The following is a 20,294-nucleotide window of genomic DNA, read 5'->3' on the forward strand; positions in this document are numbered from 1 at the left end:
CTGCAACCGAATAAAAAGACCGCAAGGTCTTTTTTATTTTTATAAATACAAAGATTTGACGAAAAGATTACGCGCTTTTTCCGATGTGTGATATAATAATAAAGTTATTAACCATCAGGAGGAACATCTATGCAACGGCAAGATATACGTAATGTCGCGATCATCGCTCACGTTGACCACGGCAAAACTACATTGGTAGACGCCATGCTGCGTCAAAGCCACGTTTTCCGTGAGAATGAACGCGTTGCCGAACGAGTTATGGACTCGAACGATCTTGAACGCGAACGCGGGATTACTATTTTATCCAAAAATACCGCCGTCATGTACAACGGCACGAAAATCAATATTGTCGACACACCCGGCCACGCCGATTTCGGCGGTGAAGTCGAACGTATTTTGAACATGGTCGACGGCGTAGTTTTACTGGTCGACGCTTTTGAAGGCCCGATGCCGCAGACGAAGTACGTGCTGCGCAAAGCCTTGGAGCAGAATTTGAAGCCGATCGTCGTCATCAACAAGATCGACCGCCCGGATCAACGCGTCGAGGAAGTCGAAGGGGAAATCATCGACCTCTTTATTGAACTGGATGCGAGCGACGAACAGCTCGACTTCCCGGTCATTTACGCGTCCGCTCGCGCGGGGATTGCCAAATTGTCAATGGATGACAGCAGCGACAGTGTCGAGCCGCTTTTCCAAACGCTTTTGGATTACATTCCGGCGCCGGAAGGCGACATGGAAGCGCCTCTGCAGATCATGGTTACGACGCTGGATTACGATGATTACGTCGGCAAAATCGCCATCGGTCGTATCGTACGCGGTTTCGTCCGTTACGGTCAGCCGGTCGCGATCATGAACGGCGATCAGGTGCGCCAGGATAAAATCGGCCGTCTGTACACGTACAACGGTTTGGCGCGCGTGGAAACGAACGACGCGAAGATGGGCGACATCGTCGCGATCACCGGTTTCAAAGACATCAACATCGGCGAGACCATCACCGATCCGGAACATCCGGAAGCATTGCCCTCGATCAATATCGACGAACCGACATTGTCGATGGTATTTTCCGTCAACGACAGCCCGTTCGCGGGCCAGGACGGCGAATACGTCACCAGCCGTCATTTGCGCGCCCGCCTTTTGAAAGAAGTGCAGACGAACGTCGCGATGAAAGTGGAAGAAACCGATTCCGCCGATGCGTTCAAAGTGTCCGGTCGCGGCGAATTGCATTTGTCGATTTTAATCGAAATGATGCGCCGCGAAGGCTATGAATTGCAGGTCGGCAAACCGATGGTCATCATGAAAATGATCAACGGTCAGAAATGCGAACCGTTGGAACGCTTGAATGTCGATGTGCCGCAGGAATTCATGGGCACCGTTATGGAAAGTCTCGGACCGCGTAAAGCGGAACTCATCAGCATGAATGAGCTGTCGGGTTACCTGCGCATGGAATTTATCATTCCGGCGCGCGGTCTGATCGGCTTCCGCAGCGAGTTTTTGACGAATACCAAAGGCAACGGTGTTATGTACCACGTATTCCACGGGTACGCTCCTTTCAAAGGGGAGATTCCGATGCGGACGCGCGGCGCGCTGGTCGCTGTCGAACCGGGCGAAACCACCGCGTACGGCTTGGGTAATATCGAAGAACGCGGTACGCTTTTCCTCGGACCGAATGAATCCGTGTATGAAGGCCAAGTAGTCGGCGAAAACGCTCGCGATACCGATATGGACGTCAACCCGTGCAAGAAAAAACACGTATCCAACATGCGCGCGTCGGGCTCCGATGATACGATTCGCTTGACTCCGCCGCGTCAATTTACGTTGGAAGAAGCGCTGGAATGGATCAACGACGACGAAACGGTCGAAGTGACCCCGCACGCCATCCGCATTCGCAAACGTATTTTGAGCCAGCAGGCCCGTTACAAAGCGGCGAAGAAAAAACAGCAATAATAAAAAGACCTCGCAAGAGGTCTTTTTTGCGTGCATCAGGAATGTGTCACTCGGCGCCGGCTGATGAAACGGAGCAGCCACCAACCGAAGTAGGCGAAGAGCATAAAGATCGCAAAATAGTCAACGAAAAATAAAATCGCGCTCGGTTCCGCTTTTGGGTGTTTTAAATACAAATACGCCATTTTCAAAAAGAAATTACGAGCGACCGCGATATACAAGCCGTACAGACTGATCGCGCCGAGCACCGCGTGCCATTTCCCGCCGAGCGGCGGCAAAACACGCCGCATTGTGTGACGCAAACTGTCCCAATAAAAGCCGGCGTGCATCGCGACAAGCGCGTAAAACCAAGACGACGAACAGATGTGAACGTACTTGGCATAGCGTAACACTTCACGGCCCGGATGCGGGATCAGCGATGAAAATAAAAATCCCGAAAGGAAACAAATGACGAATACCGCGCAAAGCACATAGTTCGCTGCGCGCAGAAAACGAACTCTCGGCGTCGCGCGCCGGGCTAATTTTCCCAAGGCGCGGCGATGTTCGTAGACATGGTAGCCGACAATCAACGCGAAAAGATAGGCGATCCACTCATGACCGCTGAGTTTCGTCAGCGGGTACGCCATGGTGGCAAAGAGGCTGACCAAAAGCCCGATGTGCATAATGCGTCGTTGCATAATTCCTCCCTCGCGACCATTTCCCCGTGGCCGCTTTACTTTCATTATACCAGCGGCAAGGCAAGCGGCAACCGTCATCGGAACGCCGCAAAGGCGATTCTTACTATGCTATAATAAAACCAGCTGTTTTACGTCTGCGTTGACGTAATTGTCATGGTTGTAGAAAGGGGAAAGAACGTGGACCCTTGGGTAGTCATTCGGCATCGTCTTAACGAAGCGCAATGGTTCAAACGTCTGCGCGATTCTCGCGCTTTATATATTGGTAAACGTTTATATCAGCGGTATATGGATGATGATGTGGGGATGCTGGCCGCGGCCGCGACCTACTATCTGATTTTGGCGCTGGTGCCGTTTATGATTTTCCTGTTTAATATCATATTGTTCGTGGCGGCGTCGCAAATCGATACGGTGTTGCGTTACATGCAGTACCTGCCGGGCGATGTGCCGGCGACGCTCGCGCCGGTGGTTACCGATATTATCGAGCAACGTTCGACCACGGTATTGTCCATCGGTCTTTTATTGGCGCTGTGGTCGTCATCCAAAGGCATCGACACCTTGATCCGCGCGACCGATATCGCGTTTCAGACGGGCAAAAATGTCCAGTCCTATATTCGCGTCAAAACGAAATCGATCCTGTTCACCTTGCTGATTGTCGGCACGATGCTGGCGTCGCTCGGCATTACCGTATTCGGCAACCTGATCGTGAAAACATTTATGGGGGTACTCGGTTTGACGAAAGAATTTCTTTTCTTTTGGAGAATCGGCACCTACCTGATTCCTTTTGTGGCGATGATTTTGGTGCTGGCGGTTTTCTACCGTTACGCGCCGCGTTTCGTCGAACACGAGGGGCGCACGCCCTGGTCGCACACGCTCACCAGCGCCGCGATCGTGACGACGATTTGGGTCGCCATGACGGGGGCGTACGGTTTTTACGTCAGCAATATCGCCAATATGGGCGCGACCTACGGCTCGCTGGTCGGCTTGATGATTCTTTTCATCTGGCTCAATTTGACCTCGCTCATTTTGATTATGGGCGCGGAATTTATCGCGGCGTTTGACGATATGCATTTGTTTTTCACGGTTCCGCGTCGTAAAGATTACCAAACGGAAGACTTTCGGATTGTCTGACGCGACATGTTTCGCACGCCGGATATCCTGTGTTACAATACACTGTATTGAAAGATTTCTATGTAGGAGGCAAGTATGCACATTGTTTTAGTCGAGCCGGAAATTCCCGGTAATACCGGCAATATCAGTCGCTTATGCGCGGCCAATCATCTTGTCTTGCACTTGGTGAAACCGCTCGGATTTTCGATTGATGACAAGCATTTGAAGCGTGCCGGTTTAGACTATTGGGATTTATTGGAAGTTCATATTCACGAAAATTATCAGGCGTTGGTCGAATATCTCAAGGGCCGACGTTTCTGGTTTAATACGACGAAAGCGGAAAAAAGCTATACCGATGTCCGCTTCACTGATGAAGATGTCCTGGTGTTCGGCAAGGAGACCAAAGGACTGCCGGAAGAATTATTGGCCGCGCATCCGGAGCAATGCATTCGGATTCCGATGCGGGCCGAAGCCCGTTCGTTGAATTTGTCGAACGCGGTGGCGATTGTTTCGTACGAAGCCTTGCGTCAGTTGAATTTTCCCACGCTGGCGCAAAAGGGACATTTGCCCGAAGTGAAAGGAGATTCCCATGAATATGTATGATGACGCTTATAATTTGGCGAAAAGCATTCGCGAAAGCGCGGAAATGAAACAGCTGATCGCGGCGAAAGAAAAACTGGCGCAGGACGCGTCGGCGAAAGATTTGGCGGAAGCGTTTCTCGCCTTGCAGATGGAAGCGGAATACCGTCGCATGTTGCAGAAAACGGACGGTTGGAACGGCATGGAAAAATTGCAGAGCTTGCAGGTGATGGTGCAAAACAACTCGCTCGCGAGCGAATACCTGCACGCGTTCATGCGTTGGCAGCAGGTGGCCGCCGATATTCAAAAAATCGTCAGCGAGGCGATCGGCGAAGGCGTTCCCGATTTGTCCCGCTTTGCGCCGGCGGAGGAAAAGCAGTGACCGTAGAGCATTGGGAAGAGTTGTTTTCCGGCGTTGTCCCCAAGAGCGCGCTGCATTTTGCCGAACCGATGGCGCGGCATACGACGTTCGCGATCGGCGGGCCGGCGGATCTCTATATCGAGCCGGAGACCGAGGCGGAACTGGCGGGCGTATTGCGCGTTGTCGCCAACGAAAAATGCCCGCTGATGATTCTCGGCGGCGGGGCGAACGTGTTGGTGCGTGACGGCGGCGTGCGCGGCGTTGTGATCGGTCTTTCGCGACTGGTGCGACCTTTCTATACGGAAGGCAATCGGCTTGTCGTGGCGTACGTTTGGCGCAGGCTTCGCGCAAAGCGGCGAAAGCGGAATTGTCCGGCTTGGAATTCGCCTGCGGTATTCCCGGCACGATCGGCGGCGCCGTGTGGATGAACGCGGGCGCGTATGGCGGCGAGATGCAACAGATCGTGACGGAAGTGGTAGCGCTTACGCGCGCGGGCGAACGAGTCGTCTACGCGGGCGATCAGCTGCACTTCGCGTATCGCCACAGCGTATTCCAGGAAACGGGCGATATCATCACGCAGGTGACGATGGAACTGCAACCGGGGAACGCGGCGGAGATTCGCGAAAAGATGGCGGATTATACGAAACGGCGGACGACGAAGCAGCCGCTCGATATGCCGAGCTCGGGTTCCACGTTTAAGCGGCCCGTCGGCTACTACGCGGGGACATTGATTGAAACGACCGGACTCAAAGGTTTGACGGTCGGCGGCGCGCAAGTTTCCATGCGTCACGCGGGCTTTATCGTCAATTGCGGCGGCGCGACCGCGGCCGATGTGCTGGGCTTGATTGCCGAAGTGCAGCGGCGTGTTTTCGCGGCGCATGGCGTAACGCTGGAACCGGAAGTGCAAATTTTCGGTGAAGATGAACAAAGGAGTGAGACCGACGATGCGTATTGACGGTCGCGAAACAAATGAATTGCGTCCCGTGACAATTGAACGGGGCGTGAATAAATATGCGGAAGGTTCGGCGCTGATTACCTGCGGCGATACGAAAGTATTGTGCACGGCGTCCGTGCAGCCGCGCGTGCCGCGCTGGTTGCGCGGCGCAGGACGCGGCTGGGTGACGGCGGAATACCAGATGTTGCCGCGCGCGACGAAAGACAGAAATCAGCGTGAAGCGGTACGCGGCAAATTGTCCGGCCGCAGTCAGGAAATCCAACGACTGATCGGCCGCGGCTTGCGGCAGGCGGTCGATTTGGAGGCGCTCGGTGAAGTCGCTATCACGTTGGACTGCGATGTGTTGCAGGCCGACGGCGGTACGCGCACGGCGTCGATTACGGGCGCGTATGTCGCGCTCGTGGAAGCGATTGCCGGCATGTGGAACGGCGAAGGGCCGTTTCCGGTGAAAGATTTCTGCGCGGCGGTTTCCGTCGGTGAACTGGCGGGCGTGCCGCATTTGGATCTCTGCTACGAAGAAGACAGCACGGCCGATGTCGACATGAATGTGGTCGCTTTGCAGTCGGGCGAACTGGTCGAGGTGCAGGGCACGGGCGAAGGCGCGACATTTTCGCGCGCGCAGTTAAATGAGCTCTTGGATCTGGCGCAAAAAGGCATTGCAGAATTGATCGCGGCGCAACAGGAAGCGCTCGGTGATTTGGCGGATCTCGTCGGCAGCGTCGGACGGCGCGGCATCTTGCTGGCGACGCATAACGAAGGGAAAATTCGCGAGATGCAGGCGATGCTTGCCGAAGTCGGTTACCAAGGCATTCCCGTGACGGAGGTGGCGGATCTTCCGGATCCGGAAGAAACCGGCACGACATTTGCGGAAAACGCGCTCATAAAAGCGCGCTACTATATGGAAAAAACCGGACTCCCCGCGTTGGCGGACGACTCGGGTCTGGCGGTTGACGCGCTCGACGGCGCGCCGGGCGTGTACTCGGCTCGCTACGCGGGCACGCATGGCGATGATGCGGCCAACAATGCGAAACTGGTCGCGGAAATGACAGCGGTCGCGCCGCAAGATCGCGGCGCCGAATACGTTTGCGAATTGGCGCTGGTGTATCCGGACGGCACCAAACGCACGGCGCGCGGCATTTGCCGCGGCGAAATCGTGCTCGAACCGCGCGGCACGGGTGGATTCGGCTATGATCCGTATTTCTACCTGCCGGAACGTGAAAAAACGATGGCGGAACTCACTTTAGAAGAAAAGAATCGCATCAGTCATCGAGGCGAAGCGTTGCGCATTCTCAGTGAACGCTTGCGGGAACAGTCCGAGTAGCGGGCGCGGGGCGGAAAAGCATGACAACCAAAAAAACGCGGAAATTAAAATTATACGGTTTCAATAACCTGACCAAGACGCTCAGTTTCAATATGTATGATGTTTGCTACGCGACCAGCGAAGAGCAGCAGGAACAATACATCGCGTATATCGATGAGATGTATAACGCCGAAAGGCTCACGGAAACATTGTGTGAAGTGTCCGACATCATCGGCGCGCATGTCTTAAACATCGCCGCGCAGGATTACGATCCGCAAGGCGCCAGCGTAACCATGCTGATCGCCGAAGGGCATCCGGGCATAGCGAAAGAAGATGTGGTCGCGCATTTGGATAAAAGTCACATCACGGTGCATACCTATCCGGAACGCCATCCGCAACGCGGCGTGTGCACGTTTCGCGCCGACATTGATGTCTCGACCTGCGGGGAAATTTCACCGCTCAAAGCGCTCAACTTTTTGTTGAAACGCTTTGCGCCGGATATCGCGATCATGGATTATCGCGTGCGCGGATTCACGCGGGATGTCAACGGTAAAAAGATTTACATCGACCACCGCATGCAGGCCATTTCCCACTATATTGAAGCGGCTTTGCGCAACCGTTATAATATTGTCGATGTCAATATGTACCAGGAAAATATTTTCCATTGTAAAATGATGGTAAAGGATTTCGATCTTGACGACTATCTCTTCGATCAGACGCGCGCGGACCTATCTGCAAGCGCGGCGCAAAAGGTCCGGCGACAGTTACGCCAGGAGATGACGGAGATTTATTACGGTCGCAACTTACCGGCGATCAAGGGTGTGTAACCAGAGGAGGGATTACTGTGGATTTGAAACAAGAATCAATGGCAATGCGAAAACAGCACAACGGCATTTTAACGACGGGGCTCAAGATGCCGATCAATGATCGGCACGCGCTGGCGGTTGCGTATACGCCCGGTGTCGCCGAACCGTGCTTGCATATTAAAGAGGATGAGGATCTGTCGTTTTCGCTAACCTTGCGCGGTAACGTGATCGCCGTTATTTCGGACGGCACGCGCGTGCTTGGCTTGGGGGATATCGGCGCGGCGGCCGCCATTCCGGTCATGGAAGGTAAAGCGGCGATTTATAAACGTTTCGCGAACATCGACGCGTTGCCGGTCGTTATCAACACCAAGGATCCGGAAGAATTTATTCGCACTGTCAAATTGTTGGAGAAAAATTACGCGGGCATCAACCTCGAAGATATTTCTTCGCCGAAATGCTATGACATCGAAGACCGTTTGATTGAAGAAATGGAAATTCCGGTTTTCCACGATGATCAGCACGGCACGGCGATCGCCGCCTTGGCGGCCTTGCTGGGCGCGCTGCGCTTCGTGAAAAAAGATATTTCCAAAGTTAAAATCGTCATCAACGGCGCGGGCGCGGCGGGCACCGCGATCGCCAACATGATTTTGGCGGCCGGCGCGACCGATATGACGATGCTCAACAGCAAAGGGATTTTGCATGACAACGGCAAATTGAACCGCGTGCAGAAAGACCTTGTCGATCGGATCAATCCGGAAAACCGTCAGGGCACGTTCCAAGACGCGATCAAGGGCGCGGACGTTTTGCTCGGCGTTTCGAAGGCGGGCGCGTTCAAACCGGAAGACATGAAACTTTTGGCCAAAGACAGCATCGTCTTTGCCATGGCGAACCCCGTTCCGGAAATCATGTACGAAGACGCTATCGCGGCCGGCGTCGCCGTTTGCGGTACGGGTCGCAGCGATATGCCTAACCAGGTCAACAACTCGAGCGTGTTCCCGGGTCTGTTCCGCGGCGCGATCGACGTGCATTCGCGGCGAATCAATATGGAAATGAAATTGGCGGCGGCGTATGCGCTGGCCGATTTGGTCGACGACAAAGACTTGCGGCAGGATAATGTCGTCATCGACGTCTTCGATGAACGCGTGCCGCTTGCAGTCGCGAAAGCGGTCGCGAAAAAAGCGATCGAAACGGGCGTGGCCCGCATGAAGGAACTGCCGGCGCAGTATCGCGACTAAGTGAATGAAATAAAAAAGCACTCTCTTTTGCGGAGAGAGCTTTTTTATGTAGCGATGCGCAAGTCGGGGCGTACTTGTCGGGTGTATTCAACTATGTAATAATTAAACCAAGCAAATGAACCGAAATGTGTGCGCAAGTGGAGGGCTTTATGCAAAAGAAGGGAAAGATTATCCTTGCCGTCATCGCGCTGCTGGTATTGTGCGGACTGCTTTACTGGGTCACTCGTCCGCAGGATAAAGGTTTGACGGCGACGGGCACGGTCGAAGCGACGCGGTATGATGTCACCGCCAAAGTGCCGGGATACGTGCGCGAACTTACTTTGCAGGCGGGCGATACGCTGAACGAGGGAGATCTTGTCTGCCGTATCGATCGTGAAGATCTGCGCGCGCAAGTGCTTGCCGCCAACGCCGGTTTGGCCGCCGCGCGAGCTCGCTTAGCGGATCTGGAAAGCGGCGCGCGGCCGGCGGAGATTTCCGCGGCGCAGGCGCAAGTAGCGAGCGCGCAGGCGCAAGCGAACAAAGCGTCTGCTGATTTCGACCGCTATCGCCAGCTTTATGATCAGGACGCGATTTCCGCGCAACAACTCGACGCGGCGCGCACGCAGGCCCAAGTGGCTCAGCAGGCGCTGACTGCGGCGCAGGATCAGTTGACCATCGTGCAGGACGGCGCGCGCAGCGGGCAAGTGGAAGCGGCTCGCGCGGAAGTGGAACGCTTGCAGGCCCAGGTGGATGCGCAACAGGCGCAGGCGGACGGGATTGATGTGGAAAGTCCGGCGAGCGGCACGGTTTTGAGCAAAAATTTTGAAAATAACGAATTCGCTCCCGCCGGTGTTCCAATCGTCACCGTCGGCGATTTAGACAACTGCTATGTGCGGGTGTATGTGCCGAGCGAAGATCTCGCGCGCATTCAGGTCGGTCAGGCGGTGAACGTATATGTGGACGCCTATCCGGGTCGCGCGATCGCGGGCACGATTCAGGAAATCAGTCAGCAGGCGGAATATACGCCGCGGCAAAGCATCACGGCGCGAGAACGGGCCAACCTGGTATTCGCCGTTAAAGTCGCCGTGCAAAATCAGGAGCGGATCGTCAAACCAGGCATGCCGGCGGACGTTGATTTCGAATGATTACCTTTCAAGATATCAGTAAGTCCTACGGAGAGGTGCAAGCTTTACACGATGTCAGCTTCACGATTCAGGACGGCGAGGTATTCGGCTTTGTCGGCGCGGATGGCGCGGGCAAATCCACGCTCTTGCGCATTCTCTTGGGGCTGATGCGGCCGGATGCGGGGACGGTTACCATTCACGGCGAAGCGCCGGGGCGTGTGCCCGTCGGCTACGTCGCGCAACGTTTCAGCCTGTACCCGAACTTGACCGCGCGGGAAAATATGGAACTCATGGGGGCGCTCTACGGACTGGATCCGCAGCAGGCGCGTGATCGGGCGACAGAAATGCTGAATTTCGTCGGTCTCGGGAAATTTGCCGACCGTTTCGCGGGCACTTTTTCCGGCGGCATGAAACAAAAATTGGCGCTGGCCGCCGCTTGGGCGCATGAGCCGAAGTATCTCGTGCTCGATGAACCGACGACCGGCGTCGACGCGGTTTCGCGCCGTGAATTTTGGCAACTTTTATACCAAACGCAACGGCAGGGGGCGACCGTTGTCATCGCGACACCGTATTTGGATGAGGCGTCGTATTGTCACCGCATCGCCTTTTTTGATCACGGGCATGTGTTGGACGTCGCGACGCCGCTCGCGATGCAACGCAAAATCGGTCCCGACGCCACCTTGGAAGACGTCTTTTTCTCACTGAGCAAGGGGGAAGAAGCATGAGCGATTACGCGATTCAAACGGACGGTTTGACGCGCCGTTTCGGTGATTTTACCGCCGTCGACCACTTGCCGCTGGCGATTGCCGCGGGAAGCATTTACGGCTTGCTCGGCGCGAACGGCTGCGGTAAATCGACGACGATCCGTATGCTTTGCGGTGTGTTGCCGCCGAGCGAAGGCACGGCGAATGTGTTGGGATGCGATCTCGTCACGCAGACGGAAGAAATCCAAGCGCGCATCGGTTATATGTCGCAGAAGTTCAGCCTGTATCCCGATTTAACCGTGACCGAAAATTTGGAATTTTACGGACGGCTGTACGGCTTGCGTGATGCGGATGTCGCGACGCGGATCCAAGAAGCGATGGAAGAAGTCGGCGTCAAACATTATCACGTGACGAAAGTCCGTCAGCTTTCCGGAGGTTGGCGGCAACGCCTGGCGCTCGCCGCCGCTCTTTTACATCATCCCGCATTGCTTTTTTTGGACGAACCCACGAGCGGCGCCGATCCGCGCGCGCGTCAAATTTTTTGGGATATCATTCACGATCTCGCCGCGCAGGGCACGACCGTCATTGTTACCACGCACTTCATGGAGGAAGGCGCGCAGTGTGACCGCGTCGGTTTGATGCACTCCGGCAAAATGATTGTGGAAGATACACCGGAACATTTAACCGCGCAATTGCCGGTGACGCTTTGGGAGCATCGCGGCGAAGTCGATTTGCACGCCGTATTACCGCCGGGCGTTTACGTCTACGGCGATCGCATGCGGACGATGGCGGACACGTTGCCGCCCGATTGGCGAAAAGAGGATGTCAGCCAAGTGGAACCGACTTTAGAAGACGCGTTTATTTACTACATGCAGACATCCCGGACGGAGGAACTATGATTCGATTTCGGGCGATGGTCATTAAAGAATTTATTCAAATGTTGCGTGACCCCGCGACGATTGTGATCATGGTCGCCATGCCGATTATTCAGTTGCTTTTATTCGGTTTCGCGCTGCGTACCGATGTCAAGCACATGCCGACCGTCGTTTTCGACCAGGCGCGCGTCACGGAAAGCCGGGAATTGCTCGATACTTTTGTCGGCACAGGCTACTACGATATTACGCACGTCGCGCACAGTTTTGACGACGTCAAACACCAAATCGATTCCGGCGCGGCGAAAGTCGGGATCATTTTCCCGCCGGATTTCGGTGAAAATCTGCGGCACGGTCGCGCGGGTTCGGTGCAGGTCATCGTCGACGCCTCCGACAGCATGACATCCGGCTCCGCCATTTCCACTGCGCAGATTGTCGCGCAAATGAAGTCGCAGGAAGTCGTTCAGTCCCGGCTCATGTCCGCGGGCGGCAAGACTTTCGTCGCGCCGTATGATTTGCGCATTCGGGCCTGGTACAATCCCGATATGGTCTCGGAATTTTACATGGTGCCGGCTATCATGGGCATGGTGCTCACCATGACGCTGGTCGCCATCACGTCGATGGCCATCGTTCGCGAACGCGAGCAGGGAACCCTGGAGCAACTTATGGTCACGCCGCTGAAACCGCATGAACTGATGTTGGGCAAAATCATTCCCTACATCGTCGTCGGTTACACGCAGATCATCATTGCCATTTTGATCAGCCGGATAATTTTCGACGTGCCGTTTGAAGGCAGCATCTTACTATTCTTCTTGTTGACAACCTTCTTCATTATCGCGTCGCTTTCGTTGGGAGTCATGATTTCCACATTTGCTGAAAATCAAATGCAGGCGATGCAACTTTCCGTTTTCGTCATCATGCCGAGCGTCCTCTTATCGGGCTTCATGTTTCCCATCGCCGCCATGCCGACGTTTTTTCAATATGTAAGTCAGGTCATTCCGATGACGCACTACCTCGTCATCGTGCGCGGGATCATGCTGAAAGGCATCGGGATCGTTGATCTTTGGCAACCGACGTTGGCGCTCGCCGTTTTCGTCGTCGTTACGCTGACCGGCGCGGTTCTGCGCTTCAGAAAAACGATGTAAATAAAAAAGCACTCTCTGGCGGAGAGTGCTTTTGTTTGTGATCAATCGTATTGCCGCGGCGAAATTCGGTGCCGATGCTCATTCGAATCACTTTCGGCAGCTTCGCCGGTTTCGTGAATCGTGTCGGCAAGATTTCGGTATAGTATAAGTCGTGTGCGGTTTCAGCGGTTTGGAGTGTTTTTGACGAATTACGCACGGATTTATTTTCTTGCGGAAAATAAATTTAGCGCGGCGGGCGCATCCTTATTTTTCTGCGGAAAAATATAAAATCTCGCGCGCTGTTTTCGCGCAATAAAAAAACGGCCTGCGCCGTTTAACCGCCACCCACTGAAAATGGAGCGGGTGAAGGGAATCGAACCCTCGTAGCCAGCTTGGAAGGCTGGAGCTCTACCATTGAGCTACACCCGCAAGTGGTCGGAGCAGCAGGATTTGAACCTGCGACCCCTTGGTCCCGAACCAAGTGCGCTACCAAACTGCGCTATGCCCCGATGAAAAATATTATAGCAAAGAAAAAATCATTTGTCACGTACTTTTTTATTTCTTTTTTCAATTGCTTGACAAAGATTGGGTTTGCCCCTGAAATCCGCTATAATGAAAAGAAGATATAAAATATTGTACCCCAAAGGAGACGAGCATGCAAGCGCCGAGCGATCTGATTACGACGATAAAATTAACCGCGGCGGAATATTTGCGGTGGCAGGAAGTAGCGGTAGAACGGTTCCATGATGTGCCGGAACTGGGCGCGATATTGTCCGAGATGCAGCAGAGTGAAAATTTATATAATTTCGTCGCGCAAAAGGGCATTTATCAATACCGAACGAAGTTGGATCCCGACGTTTGGCAAGAGATTGTGCGACGCTATACGGCGGCGCGTGAGCAATTGGCGCCGTACGCGACGGCGGACAGTTTGCCGGAGCCGCGTCGGCAGGAGTTCGCGCATGTGTTCTCGCGCATGGAGGCGCAGCATGCCGCGTTGACGGAGGCGGTTGACGACTGGTTTTACCAGGAGAGCGCGCGCACTGAACGCAAGGCGAAAAAAGGCTGCTTGGGATTGGGCGTGGCGCTTTTGGCGATCGGCGCGTCACCGGCGGCGCTGCTGTGGTGGTGGCTTGCGTAGCGTAAAGATGTTTGATTTTATATTGCATGCGTAAAATGTTTCTGAAATTTGTCCGACGCGCGCGCAAAATACATGCGACAGGCGGCGGGTTATGCTATAATAACGATAACAATTAAGGAGGGAACGACATGGCTAAACATATTCGTACACTCAATCCGGTGTCCCTGCAACAGACTGCGAAACACGGCGGTTGCGGCGAATGCCAGACCTCGTGTCAATCCGCTTGCAAGACAAGTTGCACCATCGGCAACCAGGTATGCAAACAACAACAACGGTAAACAGCTGAGGTCCTTTGCGCAGGCGAAGGACCTTTTGCATGTAAGGAGAACTCAATGACGGAAGTTTCTGCAGTACAACCTATGATTCACAAGTTTTATTTAAATGGCGAATACATCGTGCTCGATGTCAACAGCGGCTGCGTGCATCTGCCGGATCAGTTGACGTATGAGCTTTTAGATACCTATGACGGAACGAATCCGGACGAAGCGCGGGCGGCGCTCGGCGACCGCTATCCGGCGGCGGAGATTGAGGAAGCGATCGGCGAAGTCGACGAGTTGATCGCCGACGGTCTTTTGTTCGCGGAAATGGATCCGGCGTTTACCGTCGCGCTTGAAGAACGTCCGATTGTTAAAGCGTTATGCTTGAATATCGCGCATGACTGCAACTTGCGTTGCCGCTACTGCTTCGCGGGCCAAGGCGGTTACGGTAAATGGCGCGAGCTGATGAGCTTTGATACGGCGCGTCGGGCAGTCGATTTTCTGATCGCGCATTCCGGTCCGCGTAAACATTGCGAGATTGATTTCTTCGGCGGCGAGCCGCTGATGAATTACCATGTGGTGCAGCAGACGATCGATTATATCCGCGCGCAGGAGAAAAAACACGACAAGATTTTCAAGCTGACGCTGACGACCAACGGCATGCTGTTGGATGAGCGCAAGGTGCAATATTTCAATGAGCAGCATGTCAGTCTCGTGTTGAGTTTGGACGGTCGTGAAGAAGTGCATGACGAGATGCGCCCGGGAGTGCGTGGCGAGGGTACGTACCGGCCGATCCGGGACCACTTGGCGTACGCGGTGCAAAATCGTAACGGCGAAGAATACTACGTGCGCGGCACGTATACGGCGAAGAACCTTGATTTTACGACCGACGTGCTCGACATGGTGGACCAGGGCTTCAGCGAACTTTCGATGGAACCGGTCGTCAGTGAAGACGAGGCGTTCGCGATTACGGAAGAACATCTGCCGCGCATTTTCGCGGAGTACGAAAAATTGGCGCAGGCGTACTTGGATCGCCAGCGCGAAGGTCGTCCGTTCCAATTTTTCCATTTCAATATGGATCTTTACCGCGGTCCGTGTCTGCAAAAGCGTTTGCGCGGTTGCGGCGCGGGGCATGAGTACATGGCGGTCGTGCCGAACGGAGATATTTACCCCTGCCATCAGTTCGTCGGTCGGGACGGGTATGTGATCGGCAATGTGAAGACGGGGCTGTTCGATATGGATACGCCGCGCTCCTTCCGTGAAAATCACGTGCTAAAAAAACCGACCTGCCAAGGTTGCTGGGCGAAATTTTTCTGCTCGGGCGGTTGCCACGCCAACAATGAAACCTTTGCGGGCGATATTCATGAACCCTACAAGGTCAGCTGCGAAATTCAGAAAAAACGCATCGAGTGCGCCATGATGATTCAGGCTAAAATGGCGGATATCAAGGCGGAGCGGGCGCAGGCGGACAACGTCTCGGCGCGCGCGTAAGATTGTCGCGGGCGACATCGTTTAGTATAATAAAGAGAGTGTAATGCTAAAGGAGTGAGAGCTATGCAAAAGAAAATGAAACAGGCAATTTCCGCGGTTCTCGTCGGTACCTTATTGACATTCGGCACCGTCGCCAACACCCAGGCGTTTGATTTGGGACGCGTTTTGGGCGGCGTGCTGAAAGTCGGCGGCATCGGCTATGTGGTAGATCGTTATTCCGATCAACTCAATAATTTTATTAACAAATTGATGCGCGAAAACGACGTCGAAGCAAGCTACGCGACGAAAGTCGTGCCGATCATCAGTGTCGGCGATAAAGGCTACATCGGCGCGGCGCAGGTCATCGGCCCGCAAGCGGCGGTGGACGAAGTCGAAGCGGTCGCGCAGGTGGAAGGCAGCTTCAATGACAAGCTGTTTCGTATCCGTGGTCTGGTGCCGGTCGACAGCAAAAATCCTACGCGTCTGAACCGCGTCAGCGGTGTCGGCGTGTCGGCTATTATTGACGTGCGTTTCTAACGGAAAGAGCTGTTTCGCATGGCGAAACAGCTCTTTTTGAAAAACCGAACGATATATTTGCGGCGTGATTTTCACGTCAAGGGAAAAGAGGTAATGGAATGAAGAAACGATTGGCGCCGTTGCTTTCGCTTTTATTGACACTCCCCTGGGCCGCTTGCGCCGCCCAGCCGACATTGGCGGATCAGGCGACGATTATTGATAATGTTTTGTACGGTGAAGCGCAGTCGGGCGCCATGCTCGATCGCGTGCAAAAAGCGAGCCGTGATGTGTACGGTACGAAGCTCGCGCAAGACGGTCTCGCCGAACAGATCGGAACGCTTTATAACGACGTGGTGCGAAGCGACACCACAGAACCGTCGCTGGCGACTCGCGTCAACACGCTCGAATGGCAGCTGCGCAATGAAATCAGTCGCGCCGCGTTAGCCGATCGGATCGGCGCGCTGGAAACCGAAGTATACGGTGAGAAAAAAGGCGGCAGCCTTTCCGCGCGCGTGCTCGGTTTGGAAAAAAGCATTTATAAAAATCGTCACTTTGAATTGCGTGAAGTGGAAATGCCGGCGAATACCGTTTTCCCGATCACGCTTTCCGAAGAAGTAGCGACGGAAACCAATCATGAGGGCGATGAAATCCGTTTCACGGTCGCGCAGGATGTATTTGTCGATGATGTTCTCGTGCTGCCGCAAGGCGCGCAAGGCACGGGTGTCGTGACAAAAGTGCAACCGCCGCGCAGCTTCGGCCGTAACGGCAAGCTGGAAATCGAGTTCAATCAGGTGTTCGGCATCGATGATGAACCGATTGCCACCGTATTGGGACCGGAAGCGAAAGAAAAATTGAAATATGAAGCGGCGGCGCTGGGCGCGTCGGCGGCCGGCGCGATGGTATTGGGCCCGATCGGTTTGGTCGGCGGGTATTTCGTCAAAGGCAGCGATGTCGATATGCCGGCGGGAACGGCGCTCTACATTCAGGTGCAGGATACCGTCAAGACGCATGGCGTCGTCAGTGTGGACGGCGCGCCGCAGGCGCGTAAAAATGATCTCGTCGTGACGGCGGAAAACGTCGCGCAGCCGGGCGAAACGAATGCGGAGGTCAAAGAACGTCGGCGCGAAATGAACAGCGCGGACTCCGCGTCGACAGGTGAGGTCGCTGATGAAGATCTTGAAACCATTACTTTGCCGAACGAAGCGTCCGCGATGACGTCGGCGGAAAATGCGACGACGGCCGCCGGCGTAGCGGAAGATGCGGCGAAAGAAGCGGAAAAGGCGGCAGCGCAAGCGGAAAAGCACGCCTCGAACGCGAAAGTAGCCAAAGAAGTCGCGACGGATGAAAATTCGAGCGATGCGGCGGTAAAACAGGCGAAAGAAGTCGCGGCGACTTCCGAAAAAGAAGCGCATGAAGCGAAAGCCAAGGCCGACGCCGCTGCGGAAACCGCCAAAGTAGCGAAGGACGCGGCGAAAGACGCGGCCAAAAACGCGAAAGGGAAAATAAAAGCGGAAAAGAAACAGGATGCCGCTGAAGTTACCATTGAACCGATCAATGAGGAAGATGAAGACGATCTTCCGGTTGTGATTATTCGTCAGGAGTAGAAGACGGTATGAACAGTGCGTGGTGGTCGCGGGCGGCGCTCGCGGCTTTATTGGTGACACCGATGGCGGCGCAGGCGACGCTTCCTTCGCCGATTCACAGCGGCGCGCCGGCCGCGGAAGGGGAAACGCATGTATACCCGATGCATCCGTCCACGGGAACGGATTGGGTCATTACGGCGGATACCATGAAGTACAACGGCACCGACGGGGAAATCGCGGCGCTCGGCAACACGGTCGCGCGTTACGATACGGCGCAATTTGTAACGCCCCGCTTGCTCGGCAATCACAAAACGGAAGTGTACCATTTGCCGGATGACGTCGCCTGGACGGACGGCGCGCGGCAGATTGACCTTGCCGTGCGTGATCTCGAGTACAATGCGATGGAGGATACGGCGGCCTTTGCGAATGCCAAGGGTTACTATTCGCGCTTGTACATCGAAGCCGGTCGCGGCGCGTTTTCGCAAGGCGCGAACACCGGCATATTGCAAGAAGCCATGGTGACGACACCGTCGGCGGTGGCCGAGACGCCGGATTACCGCATCGAAGCGGAAACGATTACCATCATTCCGCAGGAATCGCTGCTGGCGGAAGATGTCAATTTTTATATCAAAAATAAACGGATTTTCCATCTGCCGCGCTACCGCGTGAACATGGAGCCGGGACGCAGCAGCAGCGTGGCGTCATTTTTACCGCGGCCGTCGTATAAAGCGCATAACGGTTTCGGTTTCAAAGCGAAGATGGAGTATCCTTTGAGCCAACGTACCGAGGCGTTCTTTAACTACGCGTGGTACACCAAGATCGGTTTCAAGCCCGATATCGGCGTACGCTATTACGCGCCGTACGGAGAATGGAAAATCCATTACAGCAAGGAAGAAAGTCGCTTAAATGACGAATCCGTCTGGATAAAAAAACGACCGGAGCTCATCTTCACGAGTCGGCCGTACCATTTCGGCGCTCGTCCGATCTACGCGCGGGCGCAGCTCGATTGGGGCGATTGGAAAGAGGGCGCAACGAGCGGCAGTCATAGCGGTTACAGCTTGCTTTTGGCGACCGATCCTTTGCGTTTGTCGGAGCGCGCGGAACTGACATTGGCGACAGGGTATTGGAAAGATTTTTACGGCTACGGGGATATGGACCGCAGCAATTTCTACTACGGCGCGCGCTTGGATTATGACGCCGGCCGCACGCAATGGTGGACGGGCGCGCAGATCAACCGACTTTCCGGTGAAACTCCGTATCGGTTTGACCGGCTGGACTTGGAACAACCGGCATTTGTAGGTTTCAAATATAAAGTCGATCGTCTTAACGCGCTCGGCGCGGAATACACATGGGATCTCGTCAACGGCGACTTAAAGCACGCGGACTACACCTGGTATCGCGACATGCATTCGCTGGCGGGAACGCTCACGTATCGCGCCAAAGATGACGAATGGCGTTTGGACGTGTGGGCGAAGGATTTCTGATGTTCGGGAGCAAAGTCGGTGCAACGCTGAAACTAAGCGCTCGACGTATTTCAAAATGGTATTATTTGGCAGGCGCGACGACATGTGTCGTCGCTCTTTGCATGCTGGGCGCGATGCCGGCGGCGCAGCCGCTCGCCGTGGCGCCTGCCGTTTCTTCCGGCGTAACCCTGTCCGACAGCGGCGCGAATACGCTTTCAATTTCGCATCGCGGCCATGCGCGCCAACCCTTTGGCGCCATGACGACCGCGGCGGAAATGGGATCGAGCAACACGGCGGCTTTTGACGCGGCGCAAGAGGAAATTCATTCGCAAGCGGCCGTTACCGCCACCCCCGCGATTATTTGGAACGGCACCATGACCGAAGGCGCGACGACGCTCGCGTTGCTGACGATCAACGGTGTACCGGTGACATTGGCGCCGGGAGAAAGCTATGCCGGCTACACGGTCACCGGTATGACAACGCGGGATTTAACGTTGGCGGGACCGCAGGGCGATCTGCATTTACAGCCTTTGGAGGCGCAATGATGAGCGTAGGCAAATGGGGAACTTTGCTGCTCGGCCTGAGTCTGCTCGCCGGACCGATTCAAGCGGCGGACGTGCAGGCGCGGGATTCTTCCGTACGGGAAATTTTAACCGGCTTGGCGCGACTGACCGGCGATAACATTATCATCGCCGACGATGTTCGTGGCAACGTCACGCTGACACTGCATGACGTGACGCCGCAGGAGGCGCTGCGTCTGGTCGCCGAGGCGGCGGACGTGACGCTGGTGAAAAACGGACGCACCTGGCTCGTGCACGGTACGCAAACGAACGAAAAAGCGGCCAAACAGGCGCGCTCCTTCGCCTTGAATTATGCTGACCCCGTGAATGTGCAAAAAGAGCTCACGGCGATTGTGCCGGCAGAACAGGTGCAAATTAATCCGGAGAGCGCGAGCGTCATCGTCTACGGTACGCCGCGCGAACTGGCGGAAGTGGATCAACTGCTGAAGAAAATCGACTACGCGTATCGGCAGGTCAATGTCTCGGTGGAAGTCGTCGCGGTCAATCGCGACCATATCAAAGAACTCGGGATCGATTGGGACT

Annotated in this window: 22 protein-coding genes, 2 tRNA genes and 1 pseudogene; 22 read left to right on the top strand and 3 right to left on the bottom strand. The window is 54.9% G+C overall.

Annotation, left to right across the window (positions count from 1 at the left end; translation table 11 throughout):
• Positions 1 to 129 precede the first annotated feature (129 nt).
• Positions 130 to 1,944, top strand: a complete 1,815-nt coding sequence (gene typA, locus RDN69_RS02325) for a translational GTPase TypA (protein WP_024047965.1) — start codon at positions 130 to 132, stop codon at positions 1,942 to 1,944.
• Positions 1,945 to 1,979: 35 nt separating this feature from the next.
• Here the strand turns inward: typA and RDN69_RS02330 are convergent, their stop codons facing one another.
• Positions 1,980 to 2,618, bottom strand: coding sequence for a hypothetical protein (locus RDN69_RS02330; RefSeq protein ID WP_288218208.1), 639 nt, complete (start codon positions 2,616 to 2,618; stop codon positions 1,980 to 1,982).
• Between the two features lie 177 nt (positions 2,619 to 2,795).
• Between RDN69_RS02330 and RDN69_RS02335 the strand changes: the two genes are divergently transcribed.
• From RDN69_RS02335 to RDN69_RS02395, 13 genes and pseudogenes are all read left to right on the top strand, one after another.
• Positions 2,796 to 3,746: a YihY/virulence factor BrkB family protein gene (locus RDN69_RS02335; RefSeq protein WP_288218209.1), complete on the top strand. Its 951-nt coding sequence runs from the start codon at positions 2,796 to 2,798 to the stop codon at positions 3,744 to 3,746.
• Between the two features lie 75 nt (positions 3,747 to 3,821).
• Positions 3,822 to 4,328 carry a tRNA (uridine(34)/cytosine(34)/5-carboxymethylaminomethyluridine(34)-2'-O)-methyltransferase TrmL gene (trmL, locus tag RDN69_RS02340; RefSeq protein WP_288218210.1) on the top strand — a complete coding sequence of 169 codons (507 nt, stop codon included), beginning with the start codon at positions 3,822 to 3,824 and terminating at the stop codon, positions 4,326 to 4,328.
• Positions 4,315 to 4,686 (top strand): YlbF family regulator, encoded by a 372-nt coding sequence (locus tag RDN69_RS02345; RefSeq protein ID WP_288218211.1) that lies wholly within the window; start codon positions 4,315 to 4,317, stop codon positions 4,684 to 4,686. The genes trmL and RDN69_RS02345 overlap by 14 nt, the downstream gene beginning before the upstream one ends.
• The gene (locus RDN69_RS02350; protein ID WP_288218212.1) at positions 4,683 to 5,093 is read left to right on the top strand and encodes an FAD-binding protein; all 411 of its coding nucleotides are present in this window, start codon (positions 4,683 to 4,685) and stop codon (positions 5,091 to 5,093) included. The genes RDN69_RS02345 and RDN69_RS02350 overlap by 4 nt, the downstream gene beginning before the upstream one ends.
• The gene (murB, locus tag RDN69_RS02355; protein WP_288218213.1) at positions 4,997 to 5,620 is read left to right on the top strand and encodes a UDP-N-acetylmuramate dehydrogenase; all 624 of its coding nucleotides are present in this window, start codon (positions 4,997 to 4,999) and stop codon (positions 5,618 to 5,620) included. The genes RDN69_RS02350 and murB overlap by 97 nt, the downstream gene beginning before the upstream one ends.
• A pseudogene (gene rph, locus RDN69_RS02360) lies at positions 5,610 to 6,341 on the top strand (ribonuclease PH); the annotation flags it as partial. The gene murB and the pseudogene rph, both read left to right, overlap by 11 nt.
• Positions 6,342 to 6,353: 12 nt before the next feature.
• Positions 6,354 to 6,941 carry an XTP/dITP diphosphatase gene (locus RDN69_RS02365; RefSeq protein ID WP_288218216.1) on the top strand — a complete coding sequence of 196 codons (588 nt, stop codon included), beginning with the start codon at positions 6,354 to 6,356 and terminating at the stop codon, positions 6,939 to 6,941.
• A gap of 20 nt (positions 6,942 to 6,961) precedes the next feature.
• Positions 6,962 to 7,747: an adenosylmethionine decarboxylase gene (gene speD / locus RDN69_RS02370; RefSeq protein ID WP_024048327.1), complete on the top strand. Its 786-nt coding sequence runs from the start codon at positions 6,962 to 6,964 to the stop codon at positions 7,745 to 7,747.
• A 17-nt stretch (positions 7,748 to 7,764) separates the two neighbouring features.
• Positions 7,765 to 8,961: an NADP-dependent malic enzyme gene (locus RDN69_RS02375; protein ID WP_075939411.1), complete on the top strand. Its 1,197-nt coding sequence runs from the start codon at positions 7,765 to 7,767 to the stop codon at positions 8,959 to 8,961.
• 149 nt (positions 8,962 to 9,110) lie between these two features.
• Positions 9,111 to 10,085: an HlyD family secretion protein gene (locus RDN69_RS02380; protein WP_024048349.1), complete on the top strand. Its 975-nt coding sequence runs from the start codon at positions 9,111 to 9,113 to the stop codon at positions 10,083 to 10,085.
• On the top strand, positions 10,082 to 10,789 hold the full coding sequence (locus RDN69_RS02385) for an ABC transporter ATP-binding protein (protein ID WP_024048348.1): 708 nt from the start codon (positions 10,082 to 10,084) through the stop codon (positions 10,787 to 10,789). Before RDN69_RS02380 ends, RDN69_RS02385 begins: the two co-directional genes overlap by 4 nt.
• Complete coding sequence (locus RDN69_RS02390; protein WP_024048347.1) at positions 10,786 to 11,667, top strand: ABC transporter ATP-binding protein; 882 nt, start codon at positions 10,786 to 10,788, stop codon at positions 11,665 to 11,667. The genes RDN69_RS02385 and RDN69_RS02390 overlap by 4 nt, the downstream gene beginning before the upstream one ends.
• Positions 11,664 to 12,785 carry an ABC transporter permease gene (locus RDN69_RS02395; protein ID WP_075939412.1) on the top strand — a complete coding sequence of 374 codons (1,122 nt, stop codon included), beginning with the start codon at positions 11,664 to 11,666 and terminating at the stop codon, positions 12,783 to 12,785. The genes RDN69_RS02390 and RDN69_RS02395 overlap by 4 nt, the downstream gene beginning before the upstream one ends.
• 334 nt (positions 12,786 to 13,119) lie before the next feature.
• On the opposite strand, the gene RDN69_RS02400 is transcribed toward RDN69_RS02395, so the two are convergent.
• Positions 13,120 to 13,193 (bottom strand) — tRNA-Gly (locus tag RDN69_RS02400).
• 3 nt (positions 13,194 to 13,196) lie between these two features.
• A tRNA-Pro gene (locus RDN69_RS02405) sits at positions 13,197 to 13,273 on the bottom strand.
• A gap of 146 nt (positions 13,274 to 13,419) precedes the next feature.
• Between RDN69_RS02405 and RDN69_RS02410 the strand changes: the two genes are divergently transcribed.
• The 8 genes from RDN69_RS02410 to RDN69_RS02445 all read left to right on the top strand — a co-directional run.
• Positions 13,420 to 13,902: a hypothetical protein gene (locus RDN69_RS02410; protein ID WP_024048345.1), complete on the top strand. Its 483-nt coding sequence runs from the start codon at positions 13,420 to 13,422 to the stop codon at positions 13,900 to 13,902.
• A 128-nt stretch (positions 13,903 to 14,030) separates the two neighbouring features.
• The gene (scfA, locus tag RDN69_RS02415; RefSeq protein WP_024048344.1) at positions 14,031 to 14,180 is read left to right on the top strand and encodes a six-cysteine ranthipeptide SCIFF; all 150 of its coding nucleotides are present in this window, start codon (positions 14,031 to 14,033) and stop codon (positions 14,178 to 14,180) included.
• Between the two features lie 54 nt (positions 14,181 to 14,234).
• A complete protein-coding gene (scfB, locus tag RDN69_RS02420; RefSeq protein WP_288218214.1) occupies positions 14,235 to 15,650 on the top strand; it encodes a thioether cross-link-forming SCIFF peptide maturase in 1,416 nt (471 codons plus the stop codon).
• Positions 15,651 to 15,725: 75 nt separating this feature from the next.
• Positions 15,726 to 16,166, top strand: coding sequence for a hypothetical protein (locus RDN69_RS02425; RefSeq protein ID WP_159823200.1), 441 nt, complete (start codon positions 15,726 to 15,728; stop codon positions 16,164 to 16,166).
• Between the two features lie 98 nt (positions 16,167 to 16,264).
• Positions 16,265 to 17,749 (top strand): hypothetical protein, encoded by a 1,485-nt coding sequence (locus RDN69_RS02430; RefSeq protein ID WP_159823140.1) that lies wholly within the window; start codon positions 16,265 to 16,267, stop codon positions 17,747 to 17,749.
• An 8-nt stretch (positions 17,750 to 17,757) separates the two neighbouring features.
• The gene (locus tag RDN69_RS02435; RefSeq protein ID WP_159823139.1) at positions 17,758 to 19,212 is read left to right on the top strand and encodes a hypothetical protein; all 1,455 of its coding nucleotides are present in this window, start codon (positions 17,758 to 17,760) and stop codon (positions 19,210 to 19,212) included.
• Positions 19,179 to 19,736, top strand: coding sequence for a hypothetical protein (locus tag RDN69_RS02440; protein ID WP_159823138.1), 558 nt, complete (start codon positions 19,179 to 19,181; stop codon positions 19,734 to 19,736). Before RDN69_RS02435 ends, RDN69_RS02440 begins: the two co-directional genes overlap by 34 nt.
• The coding region (locus RDN69_RS02445) for a secretin N-terminal domain-containing protein (protein ID WP_288218215.1) at positions 19,733 to 20,294 on the top strand (562 nt) is incomplete at its 3' end. The genes RDN69_RS02440 and RDN69_RS02445, both read left to right, overlap by 4 nt.

This window comes from uncultured Negativicoccus sp., assembly GCF_902480485.1.
GTDB classification, from domain to species: domain Bacteria; phylum Bacillota; class Negativicutes; order Veillonellales; family Negativicoccaceae; genus Negativicoccus; species Negativicoccus succinicivorans.